29 protein-coding genes are annotated in these 25,272 nt (G+C 39.4%); all 29 read left to right on the top strand.

The genetic code is table 11. From position 1 onward, the window contains the following. Positions 1-91 precede the first annotated feature (91 nt). The 29 genes from clpP (at position 92) to rpsH (ending at position 25,258) form a co-directional block, all read left to right on the top strand. Positions 92-754 (top strand): ATP-dependent Clp endopeptidase proteolytic subunit ClpP, encoded by a 663-nt coding sequence (gene clpP / locus CTY47_RS04415; protein ID WP_099463585.1) that lies wholly within the window; start codon positions 92-94, stop codon positions 752-754. Between the two features lie 62 nt (positions 755-816). Further along, on the top strand, positions 817-2,049 hold the full coding sequence (clpX, locus tag CTY47_RS04410) for an ATP-dependent Clp protease ATP-binding subunit ClpX (protein ID WP_099463584.1): 1,233 nt from the start codon (positions 817-819) through the stop codon (positions 2,047-2,049). A gap of 32 nt (positions 2,050-2,081) precedes the next feature. Beyond that, a complete protein-coding gene (gene recQ / locus CTY47_RS04405; RefSeq protein ID WP_099463583.1) occupies positions 2,082-4,262 on the top strand; it encodes a DNA helicase RecQ in 2,181 nt (726 codons plus the stop codon). A 129-nt stretch (positions 4,263-4,391) separates the two neighbouring features. Next, positions 4,392-5,867 (top strand): IMP dehydrogenase, encoded by a 1,476-nt coding sequence (gene guaB / locus CTY47_RS04400; protein ID WP_099463582.1) that lies wholly within the window; start codon positions 4,392-4,394, stop codon positions 5,865-5,867. 109 nt (positions 5,868-5,976) lie between these two features. Further along, complete coding sequence (locus CTY47_RS04395) at positions 5,977-7,563, top strand: peptidylprolyl isomerase (protein WP_099463581.1); 1,587 nt, start codon at positions 5,977-5,979, stop codon at positions 7,561-7,563. 11 nt (positions 7,564-7,574) lie between these two features. Then, on the top strand, positions 7,575-8,435 hold the full coding sequence (locus CTY47_RS04390) for a hypothetical protein (protein WP_099463580.1): 861 nt from the start codon (positions 7,575-7,577) through the stop codon (positions 8,433-8,435). A 16-nt stretch (positions 8,436-8,451) separates the two neighbouring features. Then, positions 8,452-9,816 carry a peptidylprolyl isomerase gene (locus CTY47_RS04385; protein WP_099464073.1) on the top strand — a complete coding sequence of 455 codons (1,365 nt, stop codon included), beginning with the start codon at positions 8,452-8,454 and terminating at the stop codon, positions 9,814-9,816. 38 nt (positions 9,817-9,854) lie between these two features. After that, complete coding sequence (locus CTY47_RS04380) at positions 9,855-11,390, top strand: OstA-like protein (protein ID WP_394340705.1); 1,536 nt, start codon at positions 9,855-9,857, stop codon at positions 11,388-11,390. A gap of 30 nt (positions 11,391-11,420) precedes the next feature. Next, positions 11,421-11,726, top strand: coding sequence for a hypothetical protein (locus CTY47_RS04375; RefSeq protein WP_099463578.1), 306 nt, complete (start codon positions 11,421-11,423; stop codon positions 11,724-11,726). Next, positions 11,723-13,564, top strand: a complete 1,842-nt coding sequence (mutL, locus tag CTY47_RS04370) for a DNA mismatch repair endonuclease MutL (protein WP_099463577.1) — start codon at positions 11,723-11,725, stop codon at positions 13,562-13,564. The genes CTY47_RS04375 and mutL overlap by 4 nt, the downstream gene beginning before the upstream one ends. 1,367 nt (positions 13,565-14,931) lie before the next feature. Continuing rightward, a complete protein-coding gene (gene rpsL, locus CTY47_RS04355) occupies positions 14,932-15,333 on the top strand; it encodes a 30S ribosomal protein S12 (protein WP_099463574.1) in 402 nt (133 codons plus the stop codon). A 148-nt stretch (positions 15,334-15,481) separates the two neighbouring features. Continuing rightward, positions 15,482-15,958, top strand: coding sequence for a 30S ribosomal protein S7 (gene rpsG, locus CTY47_RS04350; protein WP_099463573.1), 477 nt, complete (start codon positions 15,482-15,484; stop codon positions 15,956-15,958). A gap of 28 nt (positions 15,959-15,986) precedes the next feature. After that, positions 15,987-18,116, top strand: coding sequence for an elongation factor G (fusA, locus tag CTY47_RS04345; protein ID WP_099463572.1), 2,130 nt, complete (start codon positions 15,987-15,989; stop codon positions 18,114-18,116). 21 nt (positions 18,117-18,137) lie between these two features. Continuing rightward, positions 18,138-18,443, top strand: coding sequence for a 30S ribosomal protein S10 (rpsJ, locus tag CTY47_RS04340; RefSeq protein WP_005634728.1), 306 nt, complete (start codon positions 18,138-18,140; stop codon positions 18,441-18,443). 20 nt (positions 18,444-18,463) lie between these two features. Continuing rightward, entirely contained in the window at positions 18,464-19,081 is a 618-nt protein-coding gene (rplC, locus tag CTY47_RS04335) for a 50S ribosomal protein L3 (protein WP_099463571.1), read from the top strand. Next, a complete protein-coding gene (rplD, locus tag CTY47_RS04330; protein ID WP_099463570.1) occupies positions 19,081-19,710 on the top strand; it encodes a 50S ribosomal protein L4 in 630 nt (209 codons plus the stop codon). The genes rplC and rplD overlap by 1 nt, the downstream gene beginning before the upstream one ends. Positions 19,711-19,721: 11 nt before the next feature. Next, entirely contained in the window at positions 19,722-20,015 is a 294-nt protein-coding gene (rplW, locus tag CTY47_RS04325; protein WP_099463569.1) for a 50S ribosomal protein L23, read from the top strand. 8 nt (positions 20,016-20,023) lie between these two features. Next, positions 20,024-20,848, top strand: coding sequence for a 50S ribosomal protein L2 (gene rplB, locus CTY47_RS04320; RefSeq protein WP_099463568.1), 825 nt, complete (start codon positions 20,024-20,026; stop codon positions 20,846-20,848). 20 nt (positions 20,849-20,868) lie between these two features. Continuing rightward, positions 20,869-21,138, top strand: coding sequence for a 30S ribosomal protein S19 (gene rpsS, locus CTY47_RS04315; protein ID WP_005634738.1), 270 nt, complete (start codon positions 20,869-20,871; stop codon positions 21,136-21,138). A 52-nt stretch (positions 21,139-21,190) separates the two neighbouring features. Beyond that, the gene (gene rplV, locus CTY47_RS04310) at positions 21,191-21,601 is read left to right on the top strand and encodes a 50S ribosomal protein L22 (protein WP_099463567.1); all 411 of its coding nucleotides are present in this window, start codon (positions 21,191-21,193) and stop codon (positions 21,599-21,601) included. Positions 21,602-21,607: 6 nt separating this feature from the next. Continuing rightward, positions 21,608-22,342, top strand: coding sequence for a 30S ribosomal protein S3 (rpsC, locus tag CTY47_RS04305; RefSeq protein ID WP_099463566.1), 735 nt, complete (start codon positions 21,608-21,610; stop codon positions 22,340-22,342). 19 nt (positions 22,343-22,361) lie between these two features. Further along, positions 22,362-22,796: a 50S ribosomal protein L16 gene (gene rplP, locus CTY47_RS04300; RefSeq protein WP_005853976.1), complete on the top strand. Its 435-nt coding sequence runs from the start codon at positions 22,362-22,364 to the stop codon at positions 22,794-22,796. A gap of 5 nt (positions 22,797-22,801) precedes the next feature. Then, on the top strand, positions 22,802-22,999 hold the full coding sequence (rpmC, locus tag CTY47_RS04295) for a 50S ribosomal protein L29 (protein ID WP_099463565.1): 198 nt from the start codon (positions 22,802-22,804) through the stop codon (positions 22,997-22,999). A 9-nt stretch (positions 23,000-23,008) separates the two neighbouring features. Beyond that, positions 23,009-23,266, top strand: coding sequence for a 30S ribosomal protein S17 (gene rpsQ / locus CTY47_RS04290; RefSeq protein ID WP_009859539.1), 258 nt, complete (start codon positions 23,009-23,011; stop codon positions 23,264-23,266). Position 23,267: 1 nt separating this feature from the next. Next, on the top strand, positions 23,268-23,633 hold the full coding sequence (gene rplN / locus CTY47_RS04285; RefSeq protein WP_005853982.1) for a 50S ribosomal protein L14: 366 nt from the start codon (positions 23,268-23,270) through the stop codon (positions 23,631-23,633). A gap of 19 nt (positions 23,634-23,652) precedes the next feature. Further along, positions 23,653-23,973 (top strand): 50S ribosomal protein L24, encoded by a 321-nt coding sequence (rplX, locus tag CTY47_RS04280; protein WP_099463564.1) that lies wholly within the window; start codon positions 23,653-23,655, stop codon positions 23,971-23,973. Next, positions 23,973-24,530, top strand: a complete 558-nt coding sequence (gene rplE / locus CTY47_RS04275; RefSeq protein WP_099463563.1) for a 50S ribosomal protein L5 — start codon at positions 23,973-23,975, stop codon at positions 24,528-24,530. The genes rplX and rplE overlap by 1 nt, the downstream gene beginning before the upstream one ends. Before the next feature lie 6 nt (positions 24,531-24,536). Beyond that, the gene (rpsN, locus tag CTY47_RS04270; protein ID WP_005634756.1) at positions 24,537-24,806 is read left to right on the top strand and encodes a 30S ribosomal protein S14; all 270 of its coding nucleotides are present in this window, start codon (positions 24,537-24,539) and stop codon (positions 24,804-24,806) included. A 56-nt stretch (positions 24,807-24,862) separates the two neighbouring features. Next, positions 24,863-25,258 (top strand): 30S ribosomal protein S8, encoded by a 396-nt coding sequence (gene rpsH / locus CTY47_RS04265; protein ID WP_005634758.1) that lies wholly within the window; start codon positions 24,863-24,865, stop codon positions 25,256-25,258. Positions 25,259-25,272: the final 14 nt, after the last annotated feature.

Below are 25,272 nucleotides of genomic sequence, written 5' to 3'. Positions count from 1 at the left end.
CAGAAATTTATTTATAACTTTGTTTTCCGTTAAGTCTTGAGAGGAATCCCCTTTTTATGTCTTCTCGGAAATAATTATACAATAGAGAAATATGGAAGATTTTAGAAAATATGCTACGAAGCATTTGGGAATGAGCGGTACGGCTCTTGATAGCTATATGAATATCTCCAGTAGTTATATTTCGCCGACAATTATTGAAGAACGTCAGCTAAATGTTGCTCAGATGGATGTTTTTTCACGTTTGATGATGGATCGTATTATCTTTTTAGGTACACAGGTCGACGATTATACAGCTAATGTGATTCAGGCACAATTATTGTATCTTGATTCCAGTGATCCGGGAAAAGATATATCTATTTATATTAATTCTCCTGGTGGTTCTGTTTATGCGGGATACGGAATTTATGATACAATGCAGTTTATCAGTTCAGATGTTTCTACTATCTGTACGGGAATAGCAGCATCTATGGCCTCTGTGTTGCTGGTTGCGGGAAAGAAAGGAAAACGTTTTGGTTTGAAACATTCTCGTGTGATGATCCATCAACCGTTAGGAGGTGTTCAGGGACAGGCATCTGATATAGAAATAACGGCTCGCGAAATATTGAAAGTGAAGAATGAATTGTATACAATCATTTCTGAGCATTCGGGCAAGTCATTCGAAGAAGTTGAACGCGATGGTGATCGCGACTTTTGGATGACTGCTGCCGAGGCAAAGGAATATGGTATGATTGATGAAATTCTTGCTCGTAAATAATAAACTAAAAAGACAAGGCTTGGAAGCAGGCCTTGTCTTCATATTATAAGAAAGGAATATATATGGCCAAAACAACAGGCGATACTTGTACGTTTTGCGGGCGTAGTTCCCGGGAAGTAGATTTGTTAATAAATGGTATATCGGGTGCTATATGCGATAATTGCGTAAAACAAGCTTATGAAATTGTGAAAGAACAGATGCCGGCTAGTAAAACCTCTTTTGGATTGAACCAGAAAGATTTGCCGAAACCGGAAGATATAAAGACTTTTCTTGACCAATATGTAATAGGCCAGGATGAAGCTAAACGCTATTTGTCAGTATCTGTATATAATCATTATAAGCGTTTGTTGCAGAAAATAAATCCGGACGATGTAGAGATTGAAAAATCTAATATAATAATGGTGGGTGCAACGGGTACTGGGAAAACACTGTTGGCACGCACTATTGCCAAATTACTTCACGTTCCGTTTTCTATAGTAGATGCAACGGTGCTTACCGAAGCGGGTTATGTTGGAGAAGATATAGAAAGTATTTTAACCCGTCTTTTGCAAGCTGCCGATTATGACGTAGAAGCTGCTCAGAGAGGAATTGTATTTATTGATGAAATAGATAAAATTGCCCGTAAAGGGGACAATCCTTCAATTACGCGCGATGTTAGCGGGGAAGGAGTGCAGCAAGGTTTATTGAAATTATTGGAAGGTTCTATTGTAAATGTTCCTCCTCAGGGCGGGCGTAAACACCCGGAACAGAAGATGATTGCTGTTGATACAAAAAATATTTTATTTATTTGTGGCGGAGCCTTTGATGGCATAGAAAAGAAGATCGCACAGCGTTTAAATACTCGTGTGGTTGGTTATGCTGCAAGTAAAGATACTGCAGCAGTAGATAAGAATAATCTGCTGAAATACATTACTCCTACAGATTTGAAGTCATTTGGCTTAATACCCGAAATAATCGGGCGTTTGCCTATTTTGACTTATTTGAATCCTTTGGACCGAAATACGCTACGGAATATTCTTACAGAGCCTAAAAATTCTATAATAAAACAATATATTAAATTGTTTGAAATGGATGATATAAAGCTTACCTTTGATGAGTCTGTTTATGAGTATATCGTGGATAAAGCTTTAGAGTTTAAATTGGGAGCTCGTGGATTACGTTCAATTGTAGAGGCCGTCATGATGGATGCCATGTACAGTATGCCATCTGAAAATAAAAAAGAATTGCATGTAACTCTTGAGTATGCAAAAGAAAAATTTGAGAAATCGGATGTAAACCGTTTACAGGTTGCATGATTTAGAACGGTCTGTTTAAAATATTACAAGGTATGGCGAAGAAGGATAATTTAACTGAAGAACTGAAAAAATACTTTGGGTTTGATACCTTTAAAGGGAACCAGAAAGCTATTATTGAAAATGTACTGGCGGGAAATGATACGTTTGTATTAATGCCGACCGGAGGTGGAAAATCTTTATGTTACCAATTGCCTTCTTTATTAATGGATGGAACGGCAATCGTAATTTCACCTTTGATAGCACTGATGAAAAATCAGGTAGATGCTATGCGTAACTTTAGCGAAGAAGACGGGGTTGCGCATTTCATCAATTCCTCTTTAAATAAATCTTCGATTGACCAGGTTAAAAATGATATTTTGTCGGGACGTACAAAGCTGTTGTATGTTGCCCCGGAATCTTTGACAAAAGATGAAAATGTAGAATTTTTACGGCAGGTTAAAATATCATTTTATGCAGTAGACGAGGCACACTGTATTTCTGAATGGGGGCACGATTTCCGTCCGGAATACAGGCGGATACGTCCTATCATAAATGAAATTGGTAAACGTCCGCTTATAGCTCTTACTGCTACAGCTACGCCAAAAGTGCAACATGATATTCAGAAAAATCTGGGTATGATTGATGCTACAGTATTTAAATCATCATTTAATCGTCCTAACTTGTATTATGAAATTCGTCCTAAAGGTACGAATATAGACCGTGACATTATTAAATATATAAAATCCAACGAAGGTAAATCCGGTATTGTATATTGTTTAAGCCGTAAGAAAGTAGAAGAATTTGCCGATATATTGAAAGCAAATGGAGTTAAGGCTCTTCCTTATCATGCCGGAATGGATTCGCAATTGCGTTCTACTAACCAGGATGCATTCCTGATGGAAAAAGTAGATGTTATTGTGGCAACCATAGCCTTTGGTATGGGAATAGATAAGCCGGATGTACGTTATGTAATTCATTACGACATACCTAAAAGTCTTGAAGGTTATTATCAGGAAACCGGGCGTGCAGGCCGTGATGGCGGTGAAGGCCATTGTATAGCTTTTTATGCATATAAAGATTTGCAAAAACTTGAAAAGTTTATGCAGGGTAAGCCTGTTGCCGAACAAGAAATAGGACGCCAGCTATTACTTGAAACTGCAGCTTATGCGGAAACATCGGTATGTCGTAGAAAAGTATTATTACATTATTTCGGGGAAGAGTTTTTGGAAGAAAATTGTGGTAGTTGTGATAATTGTTTGAATCCTAAGAAACAAGTGGAAGCGAAGGAATTGTTGAGTGCTGTGCTGGAAGTAGTTAGTACATTAAAAGAAAAGTTTAAGACAGAATATATTGTAAACATGTTGGTTGGAAACGAGACGTCTGAAATTCAGTCGTATAAACATAATGAATTGGATGTTTTCGGCTCCGGTCAGGATGAAGATGAAAAAACGTGGAATGCTGTAATACGCCAGGCATTAATAGCTGGTTATCTGATAAAAGATATTGAAAACTACGGTCTGTTGAAAATATCCGATAAGGGGAAGGGATTTGTAGAAAAACCGGTTTCGTTTAAGATTACAAAAGATAATGAATTTGAAGAAGAAGAGGAAGAAGTTCCCGTGCGTGGCGGTGCATCTTGTGCTGTAGACCCTGTTCTTTATTCGATGATGAAAGATTTGCGAAAAAAACTTTCTAAAAAACTGGAAGTTCCTCCTTTTGTTATTTTTCAGGACCCGTCGTTGGAAGCAATGGCTACGACCTATCCGGTTACGTTGGATGAGTTGCAGAATATCCCGGGTGTAGGAGCTGGCAAGGCAAAACGTTATGGTAAAGAGTTTGTCGAATTAATTAAGAAACATGTAGAGGAAAATGAAATAGAAAGACCTGAAGATTTACGTGTACGTACGGTGGCCAATAAGTCCAAATTAAAGGTTTCTATTATTCAACGTATAGACCGTAAAGTTGCCCTGGATGAAATTGCAATGACTAATGGTTTGGAATTTAGTGAATTGCTGGATGAAATAGAAGCTATTGTCTATTCGGGGACACGTATTAATATAGATTATTTCCTGAATGACGTTATGGACGAAGATCATATTGAAGATATTTATGAATACTTCAAAGACTCGGAAACTGATGCCCTGGAAGATGCTATAGAAGAATTGGGCGGTGATTATACGGAAGAAGAAATACGCTTGGTTCGTATTAAATTCCTTTCGGAGATGGCAAATTAAATACCTGTTTGAAAAGATAGTTTGGAATTCCTTTCGGATGGATTTTTGATTTCTTCCGAAAGGAATGTTTTTTTGATCCGCCAAAAGTTTGTATATTTGCACGCAATAATTTTTTAAAGCATAAATTCTATGTCATTTATTGCAGACAGGGTTGTTATGGATGGATTAACGTTTGACGATGTGTTGTTAATCCCTGCTTATTCGGAAGTTCTTCCACGGAATGTCGATCTCACGACAAAGTTTTCACGTAATATTGTATTGAATATACCAATGGTTTCGGCGGCGATGGATACGGTAACCGAAGCTAAGATGGCTATTGCTATAGCCCGCGAGGGAGGTATTGGTGTGATTCATAAGAATATGACTATTGCAGAGCAGGCAAAGCAGATTCAGAGTGTGAAACGCGCAGAGAATGGTATGATTTATGATCCTGTTACCATAACCAAAGGAAAGCATGTTGCCGATGCATTGGCAATAATGGCAGAATATAAGATTGGAGGAATACCTGTTGTTGACGAAAGCGGTTATTTGGTAGGTATTGTAACAAACCGTGATTTGCGTTTTGAAAAAGACATGGATCGTTCGATTGAAGAGGTGATGACTAAAGATAATTTAGTGGTGGCTGATCAATCGACTAATTTGGAAACGGCAGCTCAGATACTTCAGCAACATAAGATTGAAAAACTACCGGTTGTTGACAATCATAATAAATTGATAGGTCTGATTACGTATAAAGATATTACACGTGCAAAAAACAAACCGCAAGCTTGTAAAGATGCTAAAGGCCGTCTTCGTGTTGCTGCCGGGGTTGGAGTTACTTTCAATACATTTGAACGTGTGGAAGCATTGGTTGAAGCTGGTGCTGATGCTTTAGTAATTGATACGGCGCATGGACATTCAAAAGGCGTGGTAGATGTTTTGAGGCAGATAAAGGCGCGTTATTCCAATATTGATTGTGTGGTTGGTAATATCGCAACAGGCGAAGCTGCCAAGTATTTGGTAGATGCGGGAGCTGATGCGGTGAAAGTTGGTATCGGCCCTGGTTCTATTTGTACGACACGTGTGATAGCGGGAGTGGGTGTGCCGCAATTATCCGCTATTTATGATGTGGCTAAAGTGTTGCAAGGAACAGGCGTACCCTTGATTGCAGATGGTGGCTTGCGTTATTCCGGAGATATTGTGAAGGCAATTGCAGCCGGAGGATCTTCTGTAATGATGGGATCTTTGTTGGCTGGCGTAGAAGAGTCTCCGGGAGAAACTATTTTGTTTAACGGGCGTAAGTTTAAATCTTATCGTGGAATGGGATCGTTGGAAGCTATGCAAAAAGGTTCGAAAGATCGTTATTTCCAGGATGTGGAAGATGATGTAAAGAAATTAGTGCCCGAAGGTATTGCTGCCCGTGTCCCTTATAAGGGATTGCTTTATGAAGTTATCTATCAGATGGTAGGTGGTTTGCGTGCCGGAATGGGATATTGCGGAGCTCATAATATAGAAGAATTGCATCATGCAAAATTCACCCGTATTACAAATGCGGGAGTGTTGGAAAGTCATCCGCACGATGTTGCGATTACCCGGGAAGCTCCGAATTATAGTCGCGGAGAATAGTAAATTCATGCCTTGTATTTTATAAAAAACACTAATTTAATGGTATAGCATACTTTTCTTAGCCGGCAACCGTTAGATTAGTGTTATTTTTGTAATGTATAATAGCAGTATGGTAAAAGAGTTTTTGATGAAAAAGTTACTTGTATTATCTTTGATATTTGCTTGCTACACGGGAAAAGCACAGACTCTTCCAGATTCTGTGGTAATGACCATAGCCGGCAAACAAATACCTTTATCGGAATTTGTTTTTATAGCGGAGAAGAATAAGGAGGTCGATTTATCAGACAGCAAATCTGTAAAGGCGTACGTTGAATTATTTAAAAACTTCAAATTAAAAGTAGCAGAAGCGGAAGATTTGGAGTTAGATAAAACAGATGCTTTTAAAGAAGAGCTTGATGGTTATCGTACACAGCTTATTACAAGTTATTTATCAGACAAAGATGCAGAAGAAGCTGCTGCCCGTGAAGTCTATAATCGCGGAAATGAAGAGCTTGAGTTGAGCCATATACTATTTCGTTTGAAAGGTAATATTGTTTCTAAAGATACGGTTGATGTTTATAATAAAGCCTTGCAGGTATATAACCGGATTAGTAAAGGAGAAGATTTTGATGTTGTCGGCAAAGAAATAAATGGACAGGAGAACGATAATATTCATTATGAATATGTGCATTGTTTATTGCCGATGCAAACATTGAAAGCGTTTGAAAATGTAGCTTATTCAATGCCGGTTGGTGCAATTTCCAGACCTGTCCGTACGAATATGGGATTTCATTTGATTAAAATACATAACCGTAGGGCAAACCGGGGAAGAATTCATATAGCACACATATTGATCGCTTTTCCAAAAGACACGGTTGCTAATAGTCAATCTGAGGTATTGGCAAGGGCACAGGAGGTTTATCAAAAAGCAAAGAACGGAGCAGACTTTGCAGAGCTTGCAAAACAGTATTCGGATGATACTGCTTCTGCGCAGAAAGGAGGAGAATTACCAATAACCGGGCCCGGTGAGATGGTTGATTCTTTCGAGGATGCTGCATTTGCCTTAACCACCCCGGGGCAATTGTCTGGTTTGGTGAAAACGCCTTTTGGTTATCATATAATAAAACTGATAGAAAAGCTAGACAGATCTCCGTTTGAAGCCGAAAAGAAAAAGTTGGTGCGTGCTATGGGACAAGGAGAGCGTAATTTTGAATTATATAAGGTTTTTGATGACCGTATGAAAAAAGAATATGGTTATGTTTTTTACCCTGAAGCTTATGCAGAGTTGCAGGCATTATGTAATGATCATTTCCCTACAGATGCCTCCTTTTATGAAAAGGCGAAGCAGATGAATAAGACCTTGTTCCACGTAAACGGTATTGATTTTCCGCAAAGTGAATTTGCTTATTATATCCAACGTTGTCCTTTTTCTACAAAAATCTATGCCGGCGACTTTATGCAAGATGTTTATAATCTTTTTGTTCGTGATATTGTGACAACGGCAGAGCGCGGGAATTTGTCGCTAAAACATCCTGAGTTTGATCATTTGATGCAGGAATATAGAGATGGTATATTATTATTTGATGTAAGTAACCGGGAGATTTGGACAAAGCCTGTTAACGAACAGAAAATCTTGGAAAAACAGTGGATAAAAAGCCTGAATGAGAAATATCCGGTTGTAATTAACTGGAAATTGATAAATAAGGTCAAGAAATAAAATATAAATCGATGAAATATAGCTTCATTTTTATAGCGTTTGTATCTTTGCTGTGTGCATGTAAGGGAACACAGCCTATGGATGATACGGATGTATTGGTAAGAGTGAAGGATCGTACGCTGAAACGTTCGGAAGTAACGAGTCTTATTCCCAAAAGTGCAACATCGGAAGATAGTTTGTTGCTGGCGGAGAGTTATATAAAAAAATGGGTAAAAGATGCCTTGGTTTATGATGTGGCTCTACGTAATTTGGGTGATGATAAAGATGCTGTAGATAAGTTGGTGGATGAGTATCGTAGTTCTTTGGTTCGTTATCGTTATTTGGAACAGTTGGTGAATGAACGCTTATCTGCAAATATTCCCGAAACCGATAAGTTAAGTTATTACGAGGAGAACCAACAGAAATTTATTTTGGATAAGAGCCTTATTAAAGGTCTGTTCCTGAAAATACCACAAGATGCGCCGGGAATATCCGATGTGAAAAGCTGGTATAAATCAACTTCTGAGGCTTCATTGGAAAAAATAGAGAAGTATAGTGTGCAGAATGCTGTAATTTATGATTACTTTTACGACAAATGGGTCGACTTTGATGAAGTGATGGACAATATACCTGTTCATGTGGCTAACTCGGCTGATTATTTGAAAGTAAATAAGTTCGTGGAAGTTTCTGATAGTAGCTATTGTTATCTGTTGAATATTAAGGAATACCTTTCAGTGGGAAGTGTGGCTCCTTATGATTATGCAACCCCTCAGATTACCGAGATGTTGATTAATCGACGAAAAGTAGATTTTTTGAAAAAATTTGAAGACGAATTATATAACGATGCTATCAGAGGCGGCGATGTCAAATTTTATGACGGCTCTGATAAATGATTATAAAACGGTAGACATGATGAAAAAGTTTTTAGTAGTATTTTTTCTTGCCTGTTGGACTTGTGCAGCGATGGCGCAAGACAATGTTATTGATGAAATTGTGTGGGTGGTAGGAGATGATGCGATTTTACGTTCTGACGTCGAAGCCCAGCGTTTGTATTTGGCAAATGAAGGACAGCGCCTGGACGGTGATCCCTATTGTGTGATTCCGGAAAGGATGGCTATTGATAAACTATACTTGAATCAGGCAAAAATAGATAGTATAGAAGTTAGCGAATCACAAATTATTCAGCAAGTAGACCAATGGATGAATTTTGCTGTAAATCAGATTGGATCAAGGGAAAAACTGGAAGAATATTTTAATAAAAAATATTCGCAGATTAAAGACGAACGTAAAGAAATGGTTCGTGAGCAGCAGATCGTGCAGCAGATGCAACATCAATTAGTTGGTGAAATTAAGTTGACACCCTCTGAAGTTCGTAAGTATTATAGCCAGTTGTCGAAAGATAGCCTGCCAAATATTCCTACGACGGTAGAAGTACAGATAATTACAATGGAACCTAAAATTCCTTTTGAAGAGACGGATGCTATCAAAGCCCGTTTGCGTGATTTTACAGAACAGGTAACAAGCGGAAAAATGGAGTTTTCTACATTAGCACGTTTATATTCCGAAGATCTGGAATCGGCAAAACGTGGTGGTGAATTAGGTTTTATGGGTAAAGGTATGTTAGCCCCAGAATTTGCAAATGTAGCATTTAACCTGACAGATCCGAAACGTGTATCCCAGATTGTGCAGACAGAATATGGTTATCATATTATCCAGTTGATTGAAAAACGCGGAGACCGTATTAATTGCCGCCATATTTTGTTAAAACCAAAAGTGTCGGATAAAGAATTGAATGAAACAATGGCTCGTATGGATTCTTTATATAATGATTTACAGGATAATAAATTCTCGTTTGAAGATGCTGCAACGTTTGTATCCTATGATAAGGATACCCGGAATAATAAGGGATTGATGGTAAATCAGAATTATGAAAGTGATCATGTCGGTACGCCTAAATTTGAGATGCAGGAATTGCCGCAGGAAATAGGTAAGATTGTATATAATATGAAGGTGGGTGATATATCAAAACCGTTTACGATGATTACAAATAAGCAAAAAGATGTTGTTGCTATTGTAAAACTGAAAGCCCGTGTGGAAGGCCATAAAGCAAACTTGTCGGATGACTACCAGGCATTAAAAGCAATCGTAGAAGGACGGAAACGTGAAGAACTTTTGAATGACTGGATTGCGAAGAAACAAAAAACAACTTATATCCGTATTAGCGACGGATGGAGGAATTGCGATTTCCGCTATCCGGGATGGATTAAAGAATGAAACTACTTACTAAGTTATTATTAATACATTTGCTATGTATGTTCACTGTCTGTGTTTTTGCACAGGCAAGTGATAGTATTCCTCCTAAAACGACCAAGGTTTTTTTGGAGCATACTAATACTTTATCGTATGATAAAGAGGTGAATGCCGATGCTCAGGTGTTGGTTGGTGATGTATGTTTCCGCCATGATAGTTCGTATATGTATTGCGATAGTGCTTACTTCTTTGAATCAACTAATTCGCTGGAAGCATTTAGCAACGTTAGAATGGAACAGGGAGATACCCTGTTTGTCTATGGAGATTATCTGTTCTATAATGGAAATACGGAAATTGCTTATCTGCGCGATAATGTCCGTATGGAAAACGGGCAGGTCACGTTGTTTACCGACAGCCTTAATTATGAACGTATTCCGGATATAGGCTATTACTTTGAAGGAGGGATGATTGTAGATTCCCTGAATCAATTATCCTCTTTTTACGGACAATATTCACCGGCTACGAAACTTGCCGTTTTTAATGATAGTGTACGTCTGGAAAACCCTCAGTTTACACTTTATTCAGATACACTGCATTATAATACAATGTCTAAAATTGCTACAATATTAGGCCCGTCTGTTATAGTATCGGATAGTGGTACTATTTATTCTTCCCGTGGTTGGTATGATACGGTAAATAACACCTCTTTGCTGTTGGATAATTCCCAGGTTGTTTCAGGTGACCGGATTTTAACGGGAGACTCAATTGCTTATAATCGCGAAATCGGCTTTGGTGAAGTTTTCGGAAATATGAGTTTGCAGGATACGATAAAGAAGATTACCCTGGAAGGCCAATATGGTTATTATAATGAAACGACCGGATATGCTTTCGCCACAGATAGTGCCCGGATGCTGGAATATTCGCAGGGTGATACATTATATTTACATGCCGATACGTTGCAAATGGCAACAATAGATTCCGTCTACCGTGAGATTAAAGCATATTACGGTGTTCGTTTTTACCGTACCGATATGCAGGGCGTCTGTGATTCCATGCAGTTTAATACGCGTGATTCTGTATTGTATATGTATAATGATCCGATTTTGTGGAATGAGCAGTACCAGATATACGGAGATACGATTCTGATTTATATGAACGACAGTACAATTGACTATGCACACGTGAGGCAATTTGCGTTTGCGGTTCAATATGTTGATTCTTCTTATTATAACCAATTGAAAGGAAATGACCTGAAAGCTTATTTTGAAGGGCAGGCTGTCCGGCAAATAGATGTTGCAGGGAATGCGGAATCGATTTTCTATCCTCTGGAGAATGATGGGGCTATGGTGGGAATGAACCAGACCCAAAGCGGCTTTATAACTATATGGGTAAAAGATAATAAATTGGAAAGGTTGAAATTAACACCGGCATCTCAGGGTACGCTTACCCCGATTCCGGACCTGAAACCTGATCAAAAAACATTAAAAGATTTCTATTGGTTTGATTATATCCGCCCTAAAAACAAGGATGATATTTATCAGGTGGTGAAAAGAAAAGTTAATGAAGCACCCAGAAGAAATAATAAATTTGTACATTAGCGAAGTTTTCACAATGTAATTCAATTAAACATGGCACTTTTCTCATTTTATAATGTGCGTAAACCGCGTCAGTTTGAACATAAGCCGATCTATTGGGATCCTCACAGAGAGGCTATGCAAGAACGTGTGAGTAAAATCAAACGTGAAATGGGAATGGAAGAACCTCTTGAGGAATATAAGCCGCAGATAAAGGGCAGTTTTGTTGAAGGCACTTCCCATTTGAAAAAGAGCATGGACAAAGGAGTCGATTCTCGGAGTTTGAAATATAGGAATGTAAAACTGCTGGTAGCCTTAGCTGTATTGGCTGCCTTGTTTTGGTTTTTGTTTTGGCAATGAGTGATATAATACATTTGCTCCCCGATAGCATTGCAAATCAGATAGCAGCCGGCGAAGTTATCCAACGTCCGGCTTCTGTTGTTAAAGAATTGGTTGAAAATGCGATAGATGCCGGAGCTGCTAATGTCCAGGTAAACATAAAGGATGCAGGTAGAACCCTGATACAAGTTGTAGATGATGGGAAAGGGATGTCGGAAACAGATGCCAGAATGGCTTTTGAGCGGCATGCCACTTCCAAGATAACTACGGCAGATGATCTTTTTTCGCTCCATACTATGGGATTCCGCGGTGAGGCTCTTGCCTCTATAGCAGCTGTTGCCCATGTAGAATTACGGACAAGAATGCGTGGCTCTGAATTAGGTACACGTTTGGTTTTAGCCGGGTCTGTAGTGCAGGAATCCGAGGCCGACGCTTGTAATGAAGGTTGTATCTTTTCTGTAAAAAACCTGTTCTTTAATGTCCCGGCGCGCAGGAAGTTCTTAAAGTCCAATGAAACGGAATTTCGTAATATCATTACGGAATTTGAACGTATAGCATTGGTTAATCCGCAAGTGTCTTTATCATTGCATCATAATGATACCGAAATATATAATTTACCAGTCTCGGGTCTTCGTCAACGTATTATTAATATATACGGAAAAGCGTTGAACCAGAAGTTGCTTACCCTGGAAGCAGATAGTTCATTGGTTACAATTTCAGGTTTTGTGGGACGGCCGGATTCAGCCAAAAAACGAGGCGCGCTTCAATATTTCTTTGTGAACGGGCGCTTTATGAAACATCCTTATTTTCATAAAGCGATAATGCAAGCTTATGACCAGTTGATTCCGGTAGGAGAAATGCCGAATTATTTTGTTTATTTCACTTTAGATCCGGCTACTATAGACGTAAATATACATCCTACTAAAACAGAAATAAAATTTGAGAATGAGCAGCCTATTTGGCAAATCCTGATGGCAGCTACACGTGAGTCTTTGGCTAAATCGAGTGCTATTCCTTCAATTGATTTTGATGTGGAAGATGCAATAGATATTCCCGTATATAATCCGGTACAGGAAAACACAAATTTTAAAGCTCCTCAAATTCAGGTAAACTCCGGTTATAATCCTTTTGAAACATCTTCGTCCTCATATAAGAGGCCGGAATTTGATTGGGCTAAATTGTATAAAGGTTTTGAAGAAGACCGGGCTTCAGTACAACTCGAACAGACCTCTCTTAATGAATTTCCACAAGAGGAGTTAATTGAAACAAACGTTTCGGATAAGATGTTTGCCGAAACATCCAATCCTTGTTACCAATACAAGGGAAGGTATATTATAACTTCTTTGAAATCTGGCTTAGCATTAATTGACCAGCATAGGGCGCATGTACGTATTCTGTTTGACCGGTATTTGGATAATTTACGTCAACAAAAAGGGGCGTCTCAGCAGGTGCTATTTCCGGAAATTATTGAATTTTCAGTAGCCGAGGCTGCAATATTGCCTACTTTATTAGATGATCTTCATTCGATAGGGTTTGATCTGAGTAATTTGGGAAACGATAGTTATGCCATCAATGGGCTTCCTTCCGGATTGGAGAATGTAGACCCATTGGCTCTTTTACGGGATATTGTAGACCGGGCTATAGAAGTCGGTTCGGAGATAAAAGAAGAGATCCGTAAGACAATAGCATTGTCTTTGGCTAAAGCAGCTGCTATCCGTCCGGGTAAGTCGCTTTCAAATGAAGAAATGGATCATTTGATTGCCACACTTTTTTCTTCTCCGGAGTCTAATCTTACACCAGATGGTAAGACGATCATATCTATGCTTACAGATGATGAATTAGAGAAACGTTTTAAATAAGTTTGTTTTGCTCTATTGTAGCTGGTATAGGTTTTTGTTTTGTGCATGTTTGCCGACTCCACTTTGTCACCTTCTGTCACTTTCTTCGGGGGGTATTCCTAAATTGCAAAATGATCTGATATCGGCTGTATGTTGTTGATTTGTATATTATTGCACCGTTGTTTCGAAATCATGCCTGTAACGCTTTAGTGCTTCCGGCGAACACTTTTTTATTACTTTTGGCTTGACCCAAAAGTAACCAAAAGGTCAAGGCTACACCGTCCGGGCTACTTCGGCAAAAGACTTCGCTTAACCAGCGGAACTCGCTTCGCTCAAAATCGTTTCTGTCACTTTTGGCTTGACCCAAAAGTAACCAAAAGGTCAAGGCTGCACCGTCCGGGCTACTTCGGCAAAAGACTTCGCTTAACCAGCGGAACTCGCTTCGCTCAGACAGCCGCTGGTTTCGTCGCTACGTCTTTTACCTGCGTTAACGCCCAGCCGCTGATGCCGGAGATGAGAAAGCTATGCTTTCTTTTGGGATGGCCGATAGAGCCTGCTCTTGTGCTTGTGCTTACTCTTGACAAGCTTGTTTTCAATACGTCTGTTTTCGATTACCTTTCTTCGATATGGCTTTAGCCTGGTTTCAATTGCCGTCTGCTTCAGCTGACGGACTAAAGGGGATATATCTGTATTGGCTTTAGCCAAATTTCTTCTCGGAAAGCTCTTTTTGATTATCTCATTCTTATTGGGCTGAAGCCCTTGAAAGAGGAAGACTCTACTATCCGTCGGTTTCAACCGACGGCAACTAAACTTAAGCTGAAGACATTGGGGAAAAGTGTTCGCGGAAGTGTTAAAATGAAATCCGCATTGACCGTTTTTAGGAGTTTGAAAAACGTGTTGGTACGTTGTAATATTCTATATATTAGTAAATTGTGTACTTGCGTGGAATGCCTGTAGATAATTTTTCACATTTTGGAATACCCCCCGAAGAAAGTGACAGAAGGTGACAAAGTGAACCCTTAAATGTCCCTTTATTGAGACTATGATTCCGTACTTTTTAGGTAAGCAACTAAATTGAATAAGGTAGACAATTAAACGACAAAGGGTAGGCGATTAAAAAAGGCCGGTGCAAATAAAATTGCTGCTATAATGTTCTGTAATACTGAATAAATTCTGTTTTAATTGTTAATTATGTATAAATACTTAAAGGCCTTAACTTGTAGAACGGGAACAAATACGTAACTTTGCACCGTTTTTAGCGCAGATTATATGCAAAAAGTGCGGCAACTAATTGATAGTCCGAATTAAAATGTATATCTTTGCAGCTCAAAATTTGAAAAAAGAGATAATTAAATAATAACACATTCAAAGTTTAAAAAAGAAAAGAAATGCCTACAATTCAGCAATTAGTTAGAAAAGGAAGGGAAACTTTGGTGGTTAAAGGTAAATCACCCGCATTGGATTCATGTCCTCAGAGACGTGGCGTATGTGTACGTGTGTATACTACAACCCCTAAAAAACCTAACTCTGCAATGCGTAAAGTAGCGAGAGTACGTTTGACAAATGGTAAAGAAGTAAACTCTTACATTCCGGGAGAAGGACATAACTTGCAGGAACACTCAATCGTGTTGGTTCGCGGCGGTCGTGTAAAAGACCTTCCTGGTGTACGTTACCATATTGTTCGTGGTACTTTGGATACAGCTGGCGTGAATGGCCGTACTCAGCGTCGTTCTAAATACGGAGCTAAACGTCCTAAACCAGGTCAGGCAGCAGCAAAAGGGAAGAAGTAATTAATAACCTTCCAGACTGAGAAATTAAATTAAGTATTAAAGCTGGTTTTAGTTATTTGGATAGGCTAGGTTGAGTAAATGGTTCAGCGGAACCGTTGAAGACGATAAAAGAGGCAACCAAAAACAAGATCGAAATTTTTGAAACAAAATGAGAAAAGCAAAACCAAAGAAAAGACAGATCCTGCCGGATCCTGTTTTCGGTGATGTAAAGGTTACGAGATTCGTAAACCATTTGATGTATGATGGCAAGAAGAATACTGCCTTCGAAATTTTTTATTCTGCGTTGGAAAACGTAAAGGCCAAATTGCCTAACGAAGAAAAATCCTCTCTCGAGATTTGGAAAGCTGCGCTCGATAATATTACTCCCCAGGTAGAGGTTAAATCTCGCCGTGTCGGTGGTGCAACATTCCAGGTGCCTACAGAAATCCGCCCGGATCGTAAAGAATCCATTTCAATGAAAAATCTTATCCTGTTCGCTCGTAAGCGTGGTGGTAAGACGATGTCTGATAAGTTGTCTGCAGAGATTGTAGATGCTTTCAACAACCAGGGTGGCGCATTCAAAAGAAAAGAAGATATGCACCGTATGGCTGAAGCTAACCGTGCATTCGCTCACTTCAGATTTTAATTAGCAATTTAAGGAGACAATAAAAAAGATGGCAACAAAAGCTGACGAACAATTAAAATATACCAGAAACATCGGTATCATGGCGCACATCGATGCGGGAAAGACTACGACTTCAGAGCGTATCCTTTTCTACACAGGTCTGACTCACAAAATTGGTGAGGTTCATGACGGTGCTGCTACTATGGACTGGATGGAGCAGGAGCAGGAACGTGGTATTACCATTACTTCTGCTGCTACTACTACTTTCTGGAATTACAATAATGACAAGTATAAAATTAACTTGATTGACACTCCGGGGCACGTGGACTTTACTGTTGAAGTAGAGCGTTCATTGCGTATTCTGGATGGTGCCGTTGCTGCTTTCTGTGCTGTAGGTGGTGTTGAACCTCAGTCTGAAACTGTATGGCGTCAAGCTGATAAATATAATGTACCTAGAATTGGTTACGTTAATAAAATGGACCGTTCCGGCGCAAACTTCTTTGAAGTTGTTCGTCAGGTAAAAGATGTATTAGGTGCAAATCCTTGTCCTATTCAGATTCCTATCGGATCAGAAGAAAAATTCCAGGGTGTTGTGGATCTTATCACAATGAAGGCTATTTTCTGGCACGATGAAACTATGGGTGCTGAATATACAACAGAAGAAATACCTGCAAATTTAATGGCAGAAGCGGAGGAGTGGAGAGAAAAAATGCTTGAAACTTTGGCGGAATGCGATGATGCTTTGATGGAAAAATATTTTGATGATCCTTCTACAATTACTGAAGAGGAAATTAAAAAAGCTATCCGTAAAGGTACAATCGCTATGCAGATCAATCCGATGATTTGTGGTTCTTCATTTAAGAATAAGGGTGTTCAGACGTTGCTGAATGCTGTTTGTGCATACTTGCCTAGCCCTGCAGATACAGAAGCTATTGAAGGTACAGATCCTAGAGATCCTGAGAAAGTGATCGTTCGCAAACCTCTGTTTGAAGAACCGATGACAGCTCTTGCATTTAAGATCGCAACAGACCCGTATGTAGGTCGTTTGTGTTTCTTCCGTGTTTACTCAGGTTCTTTGCAGGCTGGTTCTTATGTTTACAACTCTCGTTCAGATAAGAAGGAACGTATTTCCCGCTTGTTCCAGATGCATTCAAATAAACAGAATCCGATGGAAGCTATCGGTTGTGGTGATATAGGTGCAGGTGTTGGTTTCAAAGATATCCGTACTGGTGATACGCTGTGTGATGAAGCACATCCGATTACACTGGAATCTATGGAATTCCCGGATCCGGTTATCGGTGTTGCTGTAGAGCCTAAAACTCAGAAAGACTTAGATAAGTTGGGCATAGGCTTAGGTAAGTTGGCTGAAGAGGATCCTACATTCCGCGTTCAGACTAACGAAGAAACAGGCCAAACTGTAATTAGTGGTATGGGTGAGCTTCACTTGGATATCATTATCGACCGTTTGCGTCGTGAATTTAAAGTTGAATGTAATCAAGGTAAACCTCAGGTAACTTATAAAGAAGCTATCACAAAATCTGTTGAACTTCGTGAAGTTTACAAGAAGCAATCCGGTGGTCGTGGTAAGTTCGCTGATATTATTGTTCGTGTTGAACCGGCTCCTGCCGACTTTGAAGGAACTTTGCAGTTTGTTGATGAAGTAAAAGGTGGTAACATTCCTAAAGAGTTTATCCCTTCTGTTCAGAAAGGTTTCGAAAAGGCTATGAAGAACGGTATTCTTGCTGGTTATCCGCTGGATAAATTGAAGGTTACTTTGATTGATGGTTCTTTCCACCCGGTTGACTCTGATCAGTTGTCATTTGAAATTGCAGCTATTCAGGCATTCAAGAATGCTTCAGAAAAGGCAGGTCCTGCTTTGATGGAACCGATTATGCAGATGGAAGTTGTGACTCCGGAAGAAAGCATGGGTGATGTGATTGGCGACTTGAATAAACGTCGTGGCCAGGTAGAAGGTATGGAGTCTAGCCGTACAGGTGCCCGTATTGTAAAAGCTAAAGTTCCATTGGCTGAAACATTTGGTTATGTAACAGCTTTGCGTACTATTACTTCGGGTCGTGCAACTTCTTCTATGCAGTTCTCACATTATGCTCAGGTATCTTCTTCTATCGCTAAACAAGTGTTGACAGAAGTTCAAGGTCGTGCTGATTTGATCAAATAATTTAGAAACATATATAATAATATGAGCCAAAAGATCAGAATTAAATTAAAGTCTTATGATTATTCTCTGGTAGACAAGTCTGCAGAGAAGATCGTAAAGACTGTAAAGGCTACCGGTGCTGTAGTAAGCGGTCCTATACCTCTGCCTACACACAAACGTATCTTTACTGTGAACCGCTCAACTTTCGTTAACAAGAAATCTCGTGAGCAGTTCGAACTCTCTTCATATAAGAGATTAATCGATATCTACAGCTCAACTGCTAAAACAGTTGACGCATTGATGAAGCTGGAATTACCCAGTGGTGTTGAAGTAGAAATTAAAGTGTAAGTTAATTAACAATTAGTGAAATGCCAGGATTATTAGGAAAAAAAATCGGAATGACATCCGTTTTCAGTGCCGAGGGAAAAAATCTTCCATGCACTGTTATCGAAGTGGGTCCTTGTGTAGTTACACAGGTTAAGACTTTGGAAAAAGATGGCTATCAGGCAGTACAGTTAGGTTTCGAAGACAAAAAAGAGAAACACACAACTAAGCCGGAAATGGGTCACTTTCAAAAAGCAGGTGTAGCTCCCAAGAGATACTTGGCCGAGTTCAAGAATTTTGAAACTGAATACAAGTTGGGTGATGTAATCACTGTAGATTACTTGGATAATGCAGGTTTCGTAGATGTAATTGGTACATCTAAAGGTAAGGGATTCCAGGGTGTAGTAAAACGCCATGGTTTTGGTGGTGTAGGTCAGACTACTCACGGTCAGCATAATCGTGCTCGTAAACCGGGTTCTATTGGTGCTTGTTCTTACCCTGCGAAAGTATTCAAAGGTATGCGAATGGGCGGCCAGATGGGTAACGAACGTGTAACAGTTCAGAACCTGCAGGTGATCAAGGTAATGCCGGAACATAATCTTTTATTGGTAAAAGGGTCTGTTCCAGGAGCAAAAGGTTCAATCTTATTAATTGAAAAGTAATGGAACTGAGCGTATTTAATATTAAAGGTGAAGATACCGGAAGAAAGGTAACTTTGAACGATGCAATTTTCGGCATTGAACCCAATGATCATGCTATCTATTTGGATGTAAAGCAGTATTTGGCTAATCAACGTCAGGGAACGCATAAGTCAAAAGAGAGAAGCGAAGTATCAGGTAGTACACGTAAGCTGATCCGCCAGAAAGGTGGAGGTGGTGCACGTCGTGGTGATATAAACTCTCCGGTATTAGTAGGTGGTGGTCGTGTATTCGGTCCTAGACCTCGTGATTATGAGTTTAAGTTGAACAAGAAAGTGAAATCTTTGGCTCGTAAGTCTGCATTGGCTTATAAAGTAAAGAATAACGCAATTGTAGTTGTTGAAGACTTCGTAATGGAAGCTCCTAAAACTAAAGAATTTGTAACAATTGCTAAAAACCTAAAAGTGGCTGGTAAAAAGTTGCTTATGGTTTTACCGGAGAAGAATAATTTTGTATATTTGTCGGCTCGTAATTTAGAAAAGGCAAATGTTATAACAGCTTCTGAGCTAAACACATACGGAGTATTGAATGCTGCGAATATGGTTGTTACCGAGAGTTCAGTTGCTGCTATAGAAAAACTTTTTAACGCATAAGGAGTGAAGAGATGGGAATTATTATTAAACCTATAGTAACAGAGAAGCAAACAGCGATTACAGAAAAGATGGCTAATCGCTATGGTTTTCGTGTTTCTCCTGATGCCAACAAGTTAGAGATTAAGAAAGCTGTAGAAGATATGTATAATGTTACCGTAGTTGATGTTAACACCATCAACTACTCAGGTAAATTAAAAAGTCGTTATACAAAGTCTGGCGTGATTAATGGCAAGCAGGCTGCTTTCAAAAAAGCGATCGTAACGTTGAAAGAAGGAGAAACAATTGATTTCTTTAGTAATATCTAAAAAAAGAAATGGGAATACGTAAATTAAAGCCCACAACACCGGGGCAGAGACACAAAGTTATTGGTGCATTTGATAAAATCACTGCAAGTACACCAGAGAAGTCTCTTGTAACAGGTAAGAAGAGTTCAGGTGGTCGTAACAACACAGGTAAGATGACAATGCGTTATCTTGGTGGTGGCCACAAACAGAAGTACAGATTTATCGATTTCAAGAGAAACAAAGATGGCATTCCTGCAACAGTAAAGTCTATCGAGTACGATCCAAACCGTACTTCACGTATTGCTTTATTGTATTATGCTGACGGAGCAAAGAGCTATATTATCGCTCCGAACGGCTTGGAAGTTGGCCAAACAGTGGTTTCAGGTAGCGATGCCGCTCCTGAGGTAGGTAATACTTTGCCTATGGCAAATATTCCCGTTGGTACTATTATTCACAACATTGAGCTTCGTCCTGGACAGGGTGCCAAAATGGTACGTTCTGCAGGTGCATTTGCTCAGCTGACATCTAAAGAAGGTGCTTATGCAATCATAAAGATGCCTTCTGGTGAAACAAGAAAGATTCTTGCAGCTTGTAAAGCTACAATTGGTGCGGTAGGCAATTCAGACCATGGTCTTGAAAAATCAGGTAAAGCCGGTCGTTCTAGATGGTTAGGTCGTCGTCCTCGTAACCGTGGTGTTGTTATGAACCCGGTTGATCACCCAATGGGAGGTGGAGAAGGTCGTGCTTCCGGAGGTCATCCTAGATCTCGTAATGGCTTATATGCTAAGGGCTTGAAGACAAGAGCTCCGAAGAAACATTCTTCAAAATATATTATTGAAAGAAGAAAGAAATAATCTGATTAATTAAGTAAACTATGAGTCGTTCGCTAAAAAAAGGCCCGTATATTAATGTAAAGCTTGAAAAGAAAGTGCTGGCTATGAATGAGTCCGGTAAGAAAGCTGTCGTTAAGACGTGGGCAAGAGCTTCAATGATTTCGCCTGATTTTGTAGGCCATACTATTGCAGTTCACAATGGAAATAAATTTATTCCTGTTTTTGTAACCGAGAATATGGTAGGTCATAAGTTGGGAGAATTTTCTCCTACGCGTACTTTCCGTGGTCACGCCGGTAACAAGAAGAAATAATATCGGTAGTAACAGGAATTCAGGAATCTGAAAATAAAAAGAATCGAATAAAATGGGTGCTAGAAAAAGAATATCAGCTGAAGCAAGAAAAGAAGCCCAGAAGACCATGTACTTCGCAAAATTGCGTAATGTGCCGACTTCTCCCCGCAAGATGCGTCTCGTTGTAGACATGATCCGCGGTATGGAAGTATTCCGTGCACTTGGTGTTTTGAAGTTTTCTAATAAGGAAGCTGCAGCAAGAGTAGAAAAATTGCTTCGTTCAGCTATTGCCAATTGGGAACAGAAGAATGAACGTAAAGCAGAAACTGGAGAGTTGTGTGTTTCTTCTATTAGCGTAGATTGCGCTACTACATTGAAGAGAATGCGTCCTGCTCCTCAGGGAAGAGGTTATAGAATTCGTAAACGTTCGAATCATGTAACTCTGTTTGTTGATACACTTAGTAAAAACGATAGTCAAAATTAATTGTAGATGGGACAAAAAGTTAATCCGGTTAGTAATCGTTTAGGAATCATCCGTGGTTGGGATTCCAATTGGTATGGCGGCAAAAATTACGGAGATACTTTGTTAGAAGATAGCAAGATCCGTAAGTATTTGAATGCCCGTCTTGCAAAAGCTAGTGTATCTCGTATCGTTATTGAACGTACGCTTAAGTTGATTACAATTACAGTTTGCACATCACGTCCTGGTATTATCATCGGTAAAGGTGGTCAGGAAGTTGATAAGTTGAAAGAAGAGTTGAAGAAGATCACAGACAAAGAGGTTCAAATAAACATCTTTGAGGTGAAAAGACCTGAATTGGACGCTGTTATTGTTGCAAACAATATTGCTCGTCAGCTTGAAGGAAAAATTGCTTACCGTCGTGCTATTAAGATGGCAATAGCCTCTACCATGAGAATGGGTGCCGAAGGTATTAAAGTGCAAGTCTCTGGTCGTTTGAACGGTGCTGAAATGGCACGTTCTGAAATGTATAAAGAAGGAAGAACTCCGTTGCACACATTCAGAGCTGATATTGATTATGCTTTGGCTGAAGCGTTGACAAAAGTAGGGTTGATCGGTGTTAAGGTTTGGATCTGTCGTGGTGAAGTTTATGGAAAGAGAGATTTGGCTCCTTCATTCACTGCATCAAAAGACTCAGGTCGCAGAAACGAAAATGCCGGAGGCAGCAGAGAGAAAAACTTCAAGAGAAAGAAAGCTAATCGTTAAACGTTAGAATTTAATAGAGATGTTACAACCGAAAAAGACAAAGTTCAGAAGACAGCAGAAAGGCCGCATGAAGGGCGAAGCTCAGCGCGGTAATCAGTTGGCTTTTGGTTCTTTTGGTATAAAGTCATTAGAAAATAAATGGATTACCGGTCGTCAGATCGAAGCTGCCCGTATTGCTGTAACTCGTTATATGCAACGTCAGGGTCAGGTTTGGGTTCGTATCTTCCCGGATAAACCGATCACTAAGAAGCCTGCCGAAGTACGTATGGGTAAAGGTAAAGGTAATCCTGAAGGGTTCGTTGCGCCTGTTACTCCAGGTCGTTTGATTTTCGAGATCGAAGGTGTTCCTTTTGATATCGCTAAAGAAGCTTTGCGCTTAGCTGCACAAAAGCTTCCGGTGACAACGAAGTTTGTTGTGAGACGTGATTATGACATGCAAAATCAAAATGCGTAATTGTTATGAAGATTGCAGAAATTAGAGAATTAAGCACAAAAGAATTGCTTGAAAGAGTAGATGCCGAGGTTGCAGCCTATGATCAAAAGGTAATTAACCATAGCATTTCTCCTATGGATAACCCTGCTCAGATTAAACAGCAACGCAGGATGATTGCGCGCATGAAAACAGAATTGCGCCAGAGAGAACTTAACAACAAATAATTGAGCCTGATGGAAACTAGAAATTTAAGAAAAGAAAGAACGGGCGTGGTTACTAGCAACAAAATGGATAAGAGTATCACTGTTGCTATTAAATGGAAGGAAAAACACCCCATTTATGGTAAGTTCGTTAACAAAACGAAGAAATATCATGCTCACGACGAAAAGAATGAATGCAACATTGGCGATACCGTAAAAATTATGGAAACTCGTCCTTTGAGCAAAACAAAAAGATGGAGATTAGTTCAAATAATCGAAAGGGCTAAGTAACATGATACAACAAGAATCTAGATTAGTAGTAGCTGACAATAGTGGTGCAAAAGAAGCTTTATGTATCCGCGTTTTAGGTGGAACAAGAAAGCGTTATGCCACTGTAGGTGATGTGATTGTAGTAGCAATTAAGAGCGTAATACCTGCTTCTGATGTTAAGAAGGGTGCTGTTTCTAAAGCTATTATTGTTCGCACTAAAAAAGAAATCCGCCGTCCGGATGGATCTTACATCCGTTTTGATGATAATGCATGTGTATTGCTGAATGCCGGTGGGGATATCCGTGGAAGCCGTATTTTTGGTCCGGTTGCCAGAGAACTTCGTGCAACTAACATGAAAATTGTATCACTTGCACCTGAAGTGCTTTAATATTGTAAAGTTTAAAGTAATGAGTAAATTACATATCAAAAAAGGCGATATAGTATTTGTTAATACCGGCGAGGACAAAGGTAAAACAGGACGTGTTTTACAAGTGCTTGTAAAGGACAATCGTGCAATTGTTGAAGGTATTAATATGGTATCAAAGCATACCAAGCCTAATGCAAAGAATCCTCAGGGAGGAATCGAAAAGAAAGAAGCTCCTGTTCATATTTCTAACCTTAATGTAGTTGACCCTAAGTCAGGTAAGCCAACTCGTATTGGTCGTAAGTTGAATGCTGAAGGTGCTTTAGTGCGTTATTCAAAAAAATCAGGGGAGGAAATTAAGTAATGAGCAATACTGCCAGTCTTAAGAAAGAATATCAGGACAGAATTGTTCCTGCTTTGACAAAAGAGTTTGGATACAAAACAGTGATGCAGGTTCCTGTATTAAAGAAAATAGTTATTAATCAGGGCTTAGGTCTCGCTGCTGCTGATAAAAAAATCATTGACATCGCAATTAGCGAATTGAGTGCTATTACTGGTCAGAAAGCCGTAGCAACGGTTTCTAAGAAGGATATCTCAAACTTTAAGTTGCGTAAGAAAATGCCAATTGGTGTAATGGTGACATTACGTCGTGAGCAGATGTATGAATTCTTGGAAAGACTCGTTCGCGTGGCTCTTCCACGTATTCGTGACTTTAAGGGGATTGAAAGTAAATTGGACGGAAGAGGCAATTATACTCTCGGAATTGAAGAACAAATCATTTTCCCTGAAATAAATATTGACAATATTACTAAAATATTGGGAATGAATATTACCTTTGTGACCTCTGCGAAAACAGACGAAGAAGGTTATGCTCTCTTGAGAGAATTTGGATTGCCTTTTAAAAATGCAAAAAAAGACTAAGTAGTTATGGCAAAGGAATCAATGAAAGCCCGCGAGGTGAAAAGAGCAAAGCTTGTAGCTAAATATGCTGCTAAAAGAGCAGAATTGAAAGCAGCTGGAGACTATGAAGCTTTACAGGCTTTACCAAAGAATGCTTCTCCTGTACGTTTGCACAATCGTTGCAAAATTACAGGTCGTCCGAAAGGTTATGTACGCCAGTTCGGAATTTCTCGTATTCAACTGCGTGAAATGGCATCTCATGGTTTAATCCCGGGGGTAAAGAAAGCAAGTTGGTAAGAGTTTTTTAGTTTAAATATTGTCCGGGTGGCCGGATCAATTTAATTATTTTATATATGACAGATCCTATAGCAGATTATTTGACAAGATTGCGTAATGCAATTAAAGCGAAGCACAGAGTTGTTGAAGTGCCGGCGTCAAATTTAAAGAAAGAGATCACTAAGATCCTTTTCGACAAGGGTTACATTCTTAATTTTAAGTTTGTAGAAGATGGTCCTCAAGGAACAATTAAAATTGCCTTGAAGTATGACCTCGTAAACAAAGTAAATGCAATCAAGAAACTTGAGAGAGTTTCTACTCCAGGTTTGCGTAAGTACACTGGTTACAAAGAAATGCCGAGAGTATTGAATGGTCTAGGTATTGCTGTTCTTTCTACTTCTAAAGGTGTGATGACAGACAAAGAAGCCCGCGATTTAAAGATCGGCGGTGAAGTATTATGTTATGTTTATTAATTAGGAGGAAAGAA

It is taken from the genome of Parabacteroides provencensis, assembly GCF_900232875.1.
Lineage (GTDB): Bacteria > Bacteroidota > Bacteroidia > Bacteroidales > Tannerellaceae > Parabacteroides > Parabacteroides chinchillae.
Note: the sequence above shows the minus strand (reverse complement) of the source record. Positions and strands in the feature narration are given on the sequence as shown.

Excerpts from the sequence above, each read along its gene's own strand:
- clpP (WP_099463585.1), top strand. The coding sequence starts at position 92 with ATGGAAGATTTTAGAAAATATGCTACGAAGCATTTGGGAATGAGCGGT.
- clpX (WP_099463584.1), top strand. The coding sequence starts at position 817 with ATGGCCAAAACAACAGGCGATACTTGTACGTTTTGCGGGCGTAGTTCC.
- recQ (WP_099463583.1), top strand. The coding sequence starts at position 2,082 with ATGGCGAAGAAGGATAATTTAACTGAAGAACTGAAAAAATACTTTGGG.
- guaB (WP_099463582.1), top strand. The coding sequence starts at position 4,392 with ATGTCATTTATTGCAGACAGGGTTGTTATGGATGGATTAACGTTTGAC.
- CTY47_RS04395 (WP_099463581.1), top strand. The coding sequence starts at position 5,977 with ATGGTAAAAGAGTTTTTGATGAAAAAGTTACTTGTATTATCTTTGATA.
- CTY47_RS04390 (WP_099463580.1), top strand. The coding sequence starts at position 7,575 with ATGAAATATAGCTTCATTTTTATAGCGTTTGTATCTTTGCTGTGTGCA.
- CTY47_RS04385 (WP_099464073.1), top strand. The coding sequence starts at position 8,452 with ATGATGAAAAAGTTTTTAGTAGTATTTTTTCTTGCCTGTTGGACTTGT.
- CTY47_RS04380 (WP_394340705.1), top strand. The coding sequence starts at position 9,855 with ATGTTCACTGTCTGTGTTTTTGCACAGGCAAGTGATAGTATTCCTCCT.
- CTY47_RS04375 (WP_099463578.1), top strand. The coding sequence starts at position 11,421 with ATGGCACTTTTCTCATTTTATAATGTGCGTAAACCGCGTCAGTTTGAA.
- mutL (WP_099463577.1), top strand. The coding sequence starts at position 11,723 with ATGAGTGATATAATACATTTGCTCCCCGATAGCATTGCAAATCAGATA.
- rpsL (WP_099463574.1), top strand. The coding sequence starts at position 14,932 with ATGCCTACAATTCAGCAATTAGTTAGAAAAGGAAGGGAAACTTTGGTG.
- rpsG (WP_099463573.1), top strand. The coding sequence starts at position 15,482 with ATGAGAAAAGCAAAACCAAAGAAAAGACAGATCCTGCCGGATCCTGTT.
- fusA (WP_099463572.1), top strand. The coding sequence starts at position 15,987 with ATGGCAACAAAAGCTGACGAACAATTAAAATATACCAGAAACATCGGT.
- rpsJ (WP_005634728.1), top strand. The coding sequence starts at position 18,138 with ATGAGCCAAAAGATCAGAATTAAATTAAAGTCTTATGATTATTCTCTG.
- rplC (WP_099463571.1), top strand. The coding sequence starts at position 18,464 with ATGCCAGGATTATTAGGAAAAAAAATCGGAATGACATCCGTTTTCAGT.
- rplD (WP_099463570.1), top strand. The coding sequence starts at position 19,081 with ATGGAACTGAGCGTATTTAATATTAAAGGTGAAGATACCGGAAGAAAG.
- rplW (WP_099463569.1), top strand. The coding sequence starts at position 19,722 with ATGGGAATTATTATTAAACCTATAGTAACAGAGAAGCAAACAGCGATT.
- rplB (WP_099463568.1), top strand. The coding sequence starts at position 20,024 with ATGGGAATACGTAAATTAAAGCCCACAACACCGGGGCAGAGACACAAA.
- rpsS (WP_005634738.1), top strand. The coding sequence starts at position 20,869 with ATGAGTCGTTCGCTAAAAAAAGGCCCGTATATTAATGTAAAGCTTGAA.
- rplV (WP_099463567.1), top strand. The coding sequence starts at position 21,191 with ATGGGTGCTAGAAAAAGAATATCAGCTGAAGCAAGAAAAGAAGCCCAG.
- rpsC (WP_099463566.1), top strand. The coding sequence starts at position 21,608 with ATGGGACAAAAAGTTAATCCGGTTAGTAATCGTTTAGGAATCATCCGT.
- rplP (WP_005853976.1), top strand. The coding sequence starts at position 22,362 with ATGTTACAACCGAAAAAGACAAAGTTCAGAAGACAGCAGAAAGGCCGC.
- rpmC (WP_099463565.1), top strand. The coding sequence starts at position 22,802 with ATGAAGATTGCAGAAATTAGAGAATTAAGCACAAAAGAATTGCTTGAA.
- rpsQ (WP_009859539.1), top strand. The coding sequence starts at position 23,009 with ATGGAAACTAGAAATTTAAGAAAAGAAAGAACGGGCGTGGTTACTAGC.
- rplN (WP_005853982.1), top strand. The coding sequence starts at position 23,268 with ATGATACAACAAGAATCTAGATTAGTAGTAGCTGACAATAGTGGTGCA.
- rplX (WP_099463564.1), top strand. The coding sequence starts at position 23,653 with ATGAGTAAATTACATATCAAAAAAGGCGATATAGTATTTGTTAATACC.
- rplE (WP_099463563.1), top strand. The coding sequence starts at position 23,973 with ATGAGCAATACTGCCAGTCTTAAGAAAGAATATCAGGACAGAATTGTT.
- rpsN (WP_005634756.1), top strand. The coding sequence starts at position 24,537 with ATGGCAAAGGAATCAATGAAAGCCCGCGAGGTGAAAAGAGCAAAGCTT.
- rpsH (WP_005634758.1), top strand. The coding sequence starts at position 24,863 with ATGACAGATCCTATAGCAGATTATTTGACAAGATTGCGTAATGCAATT.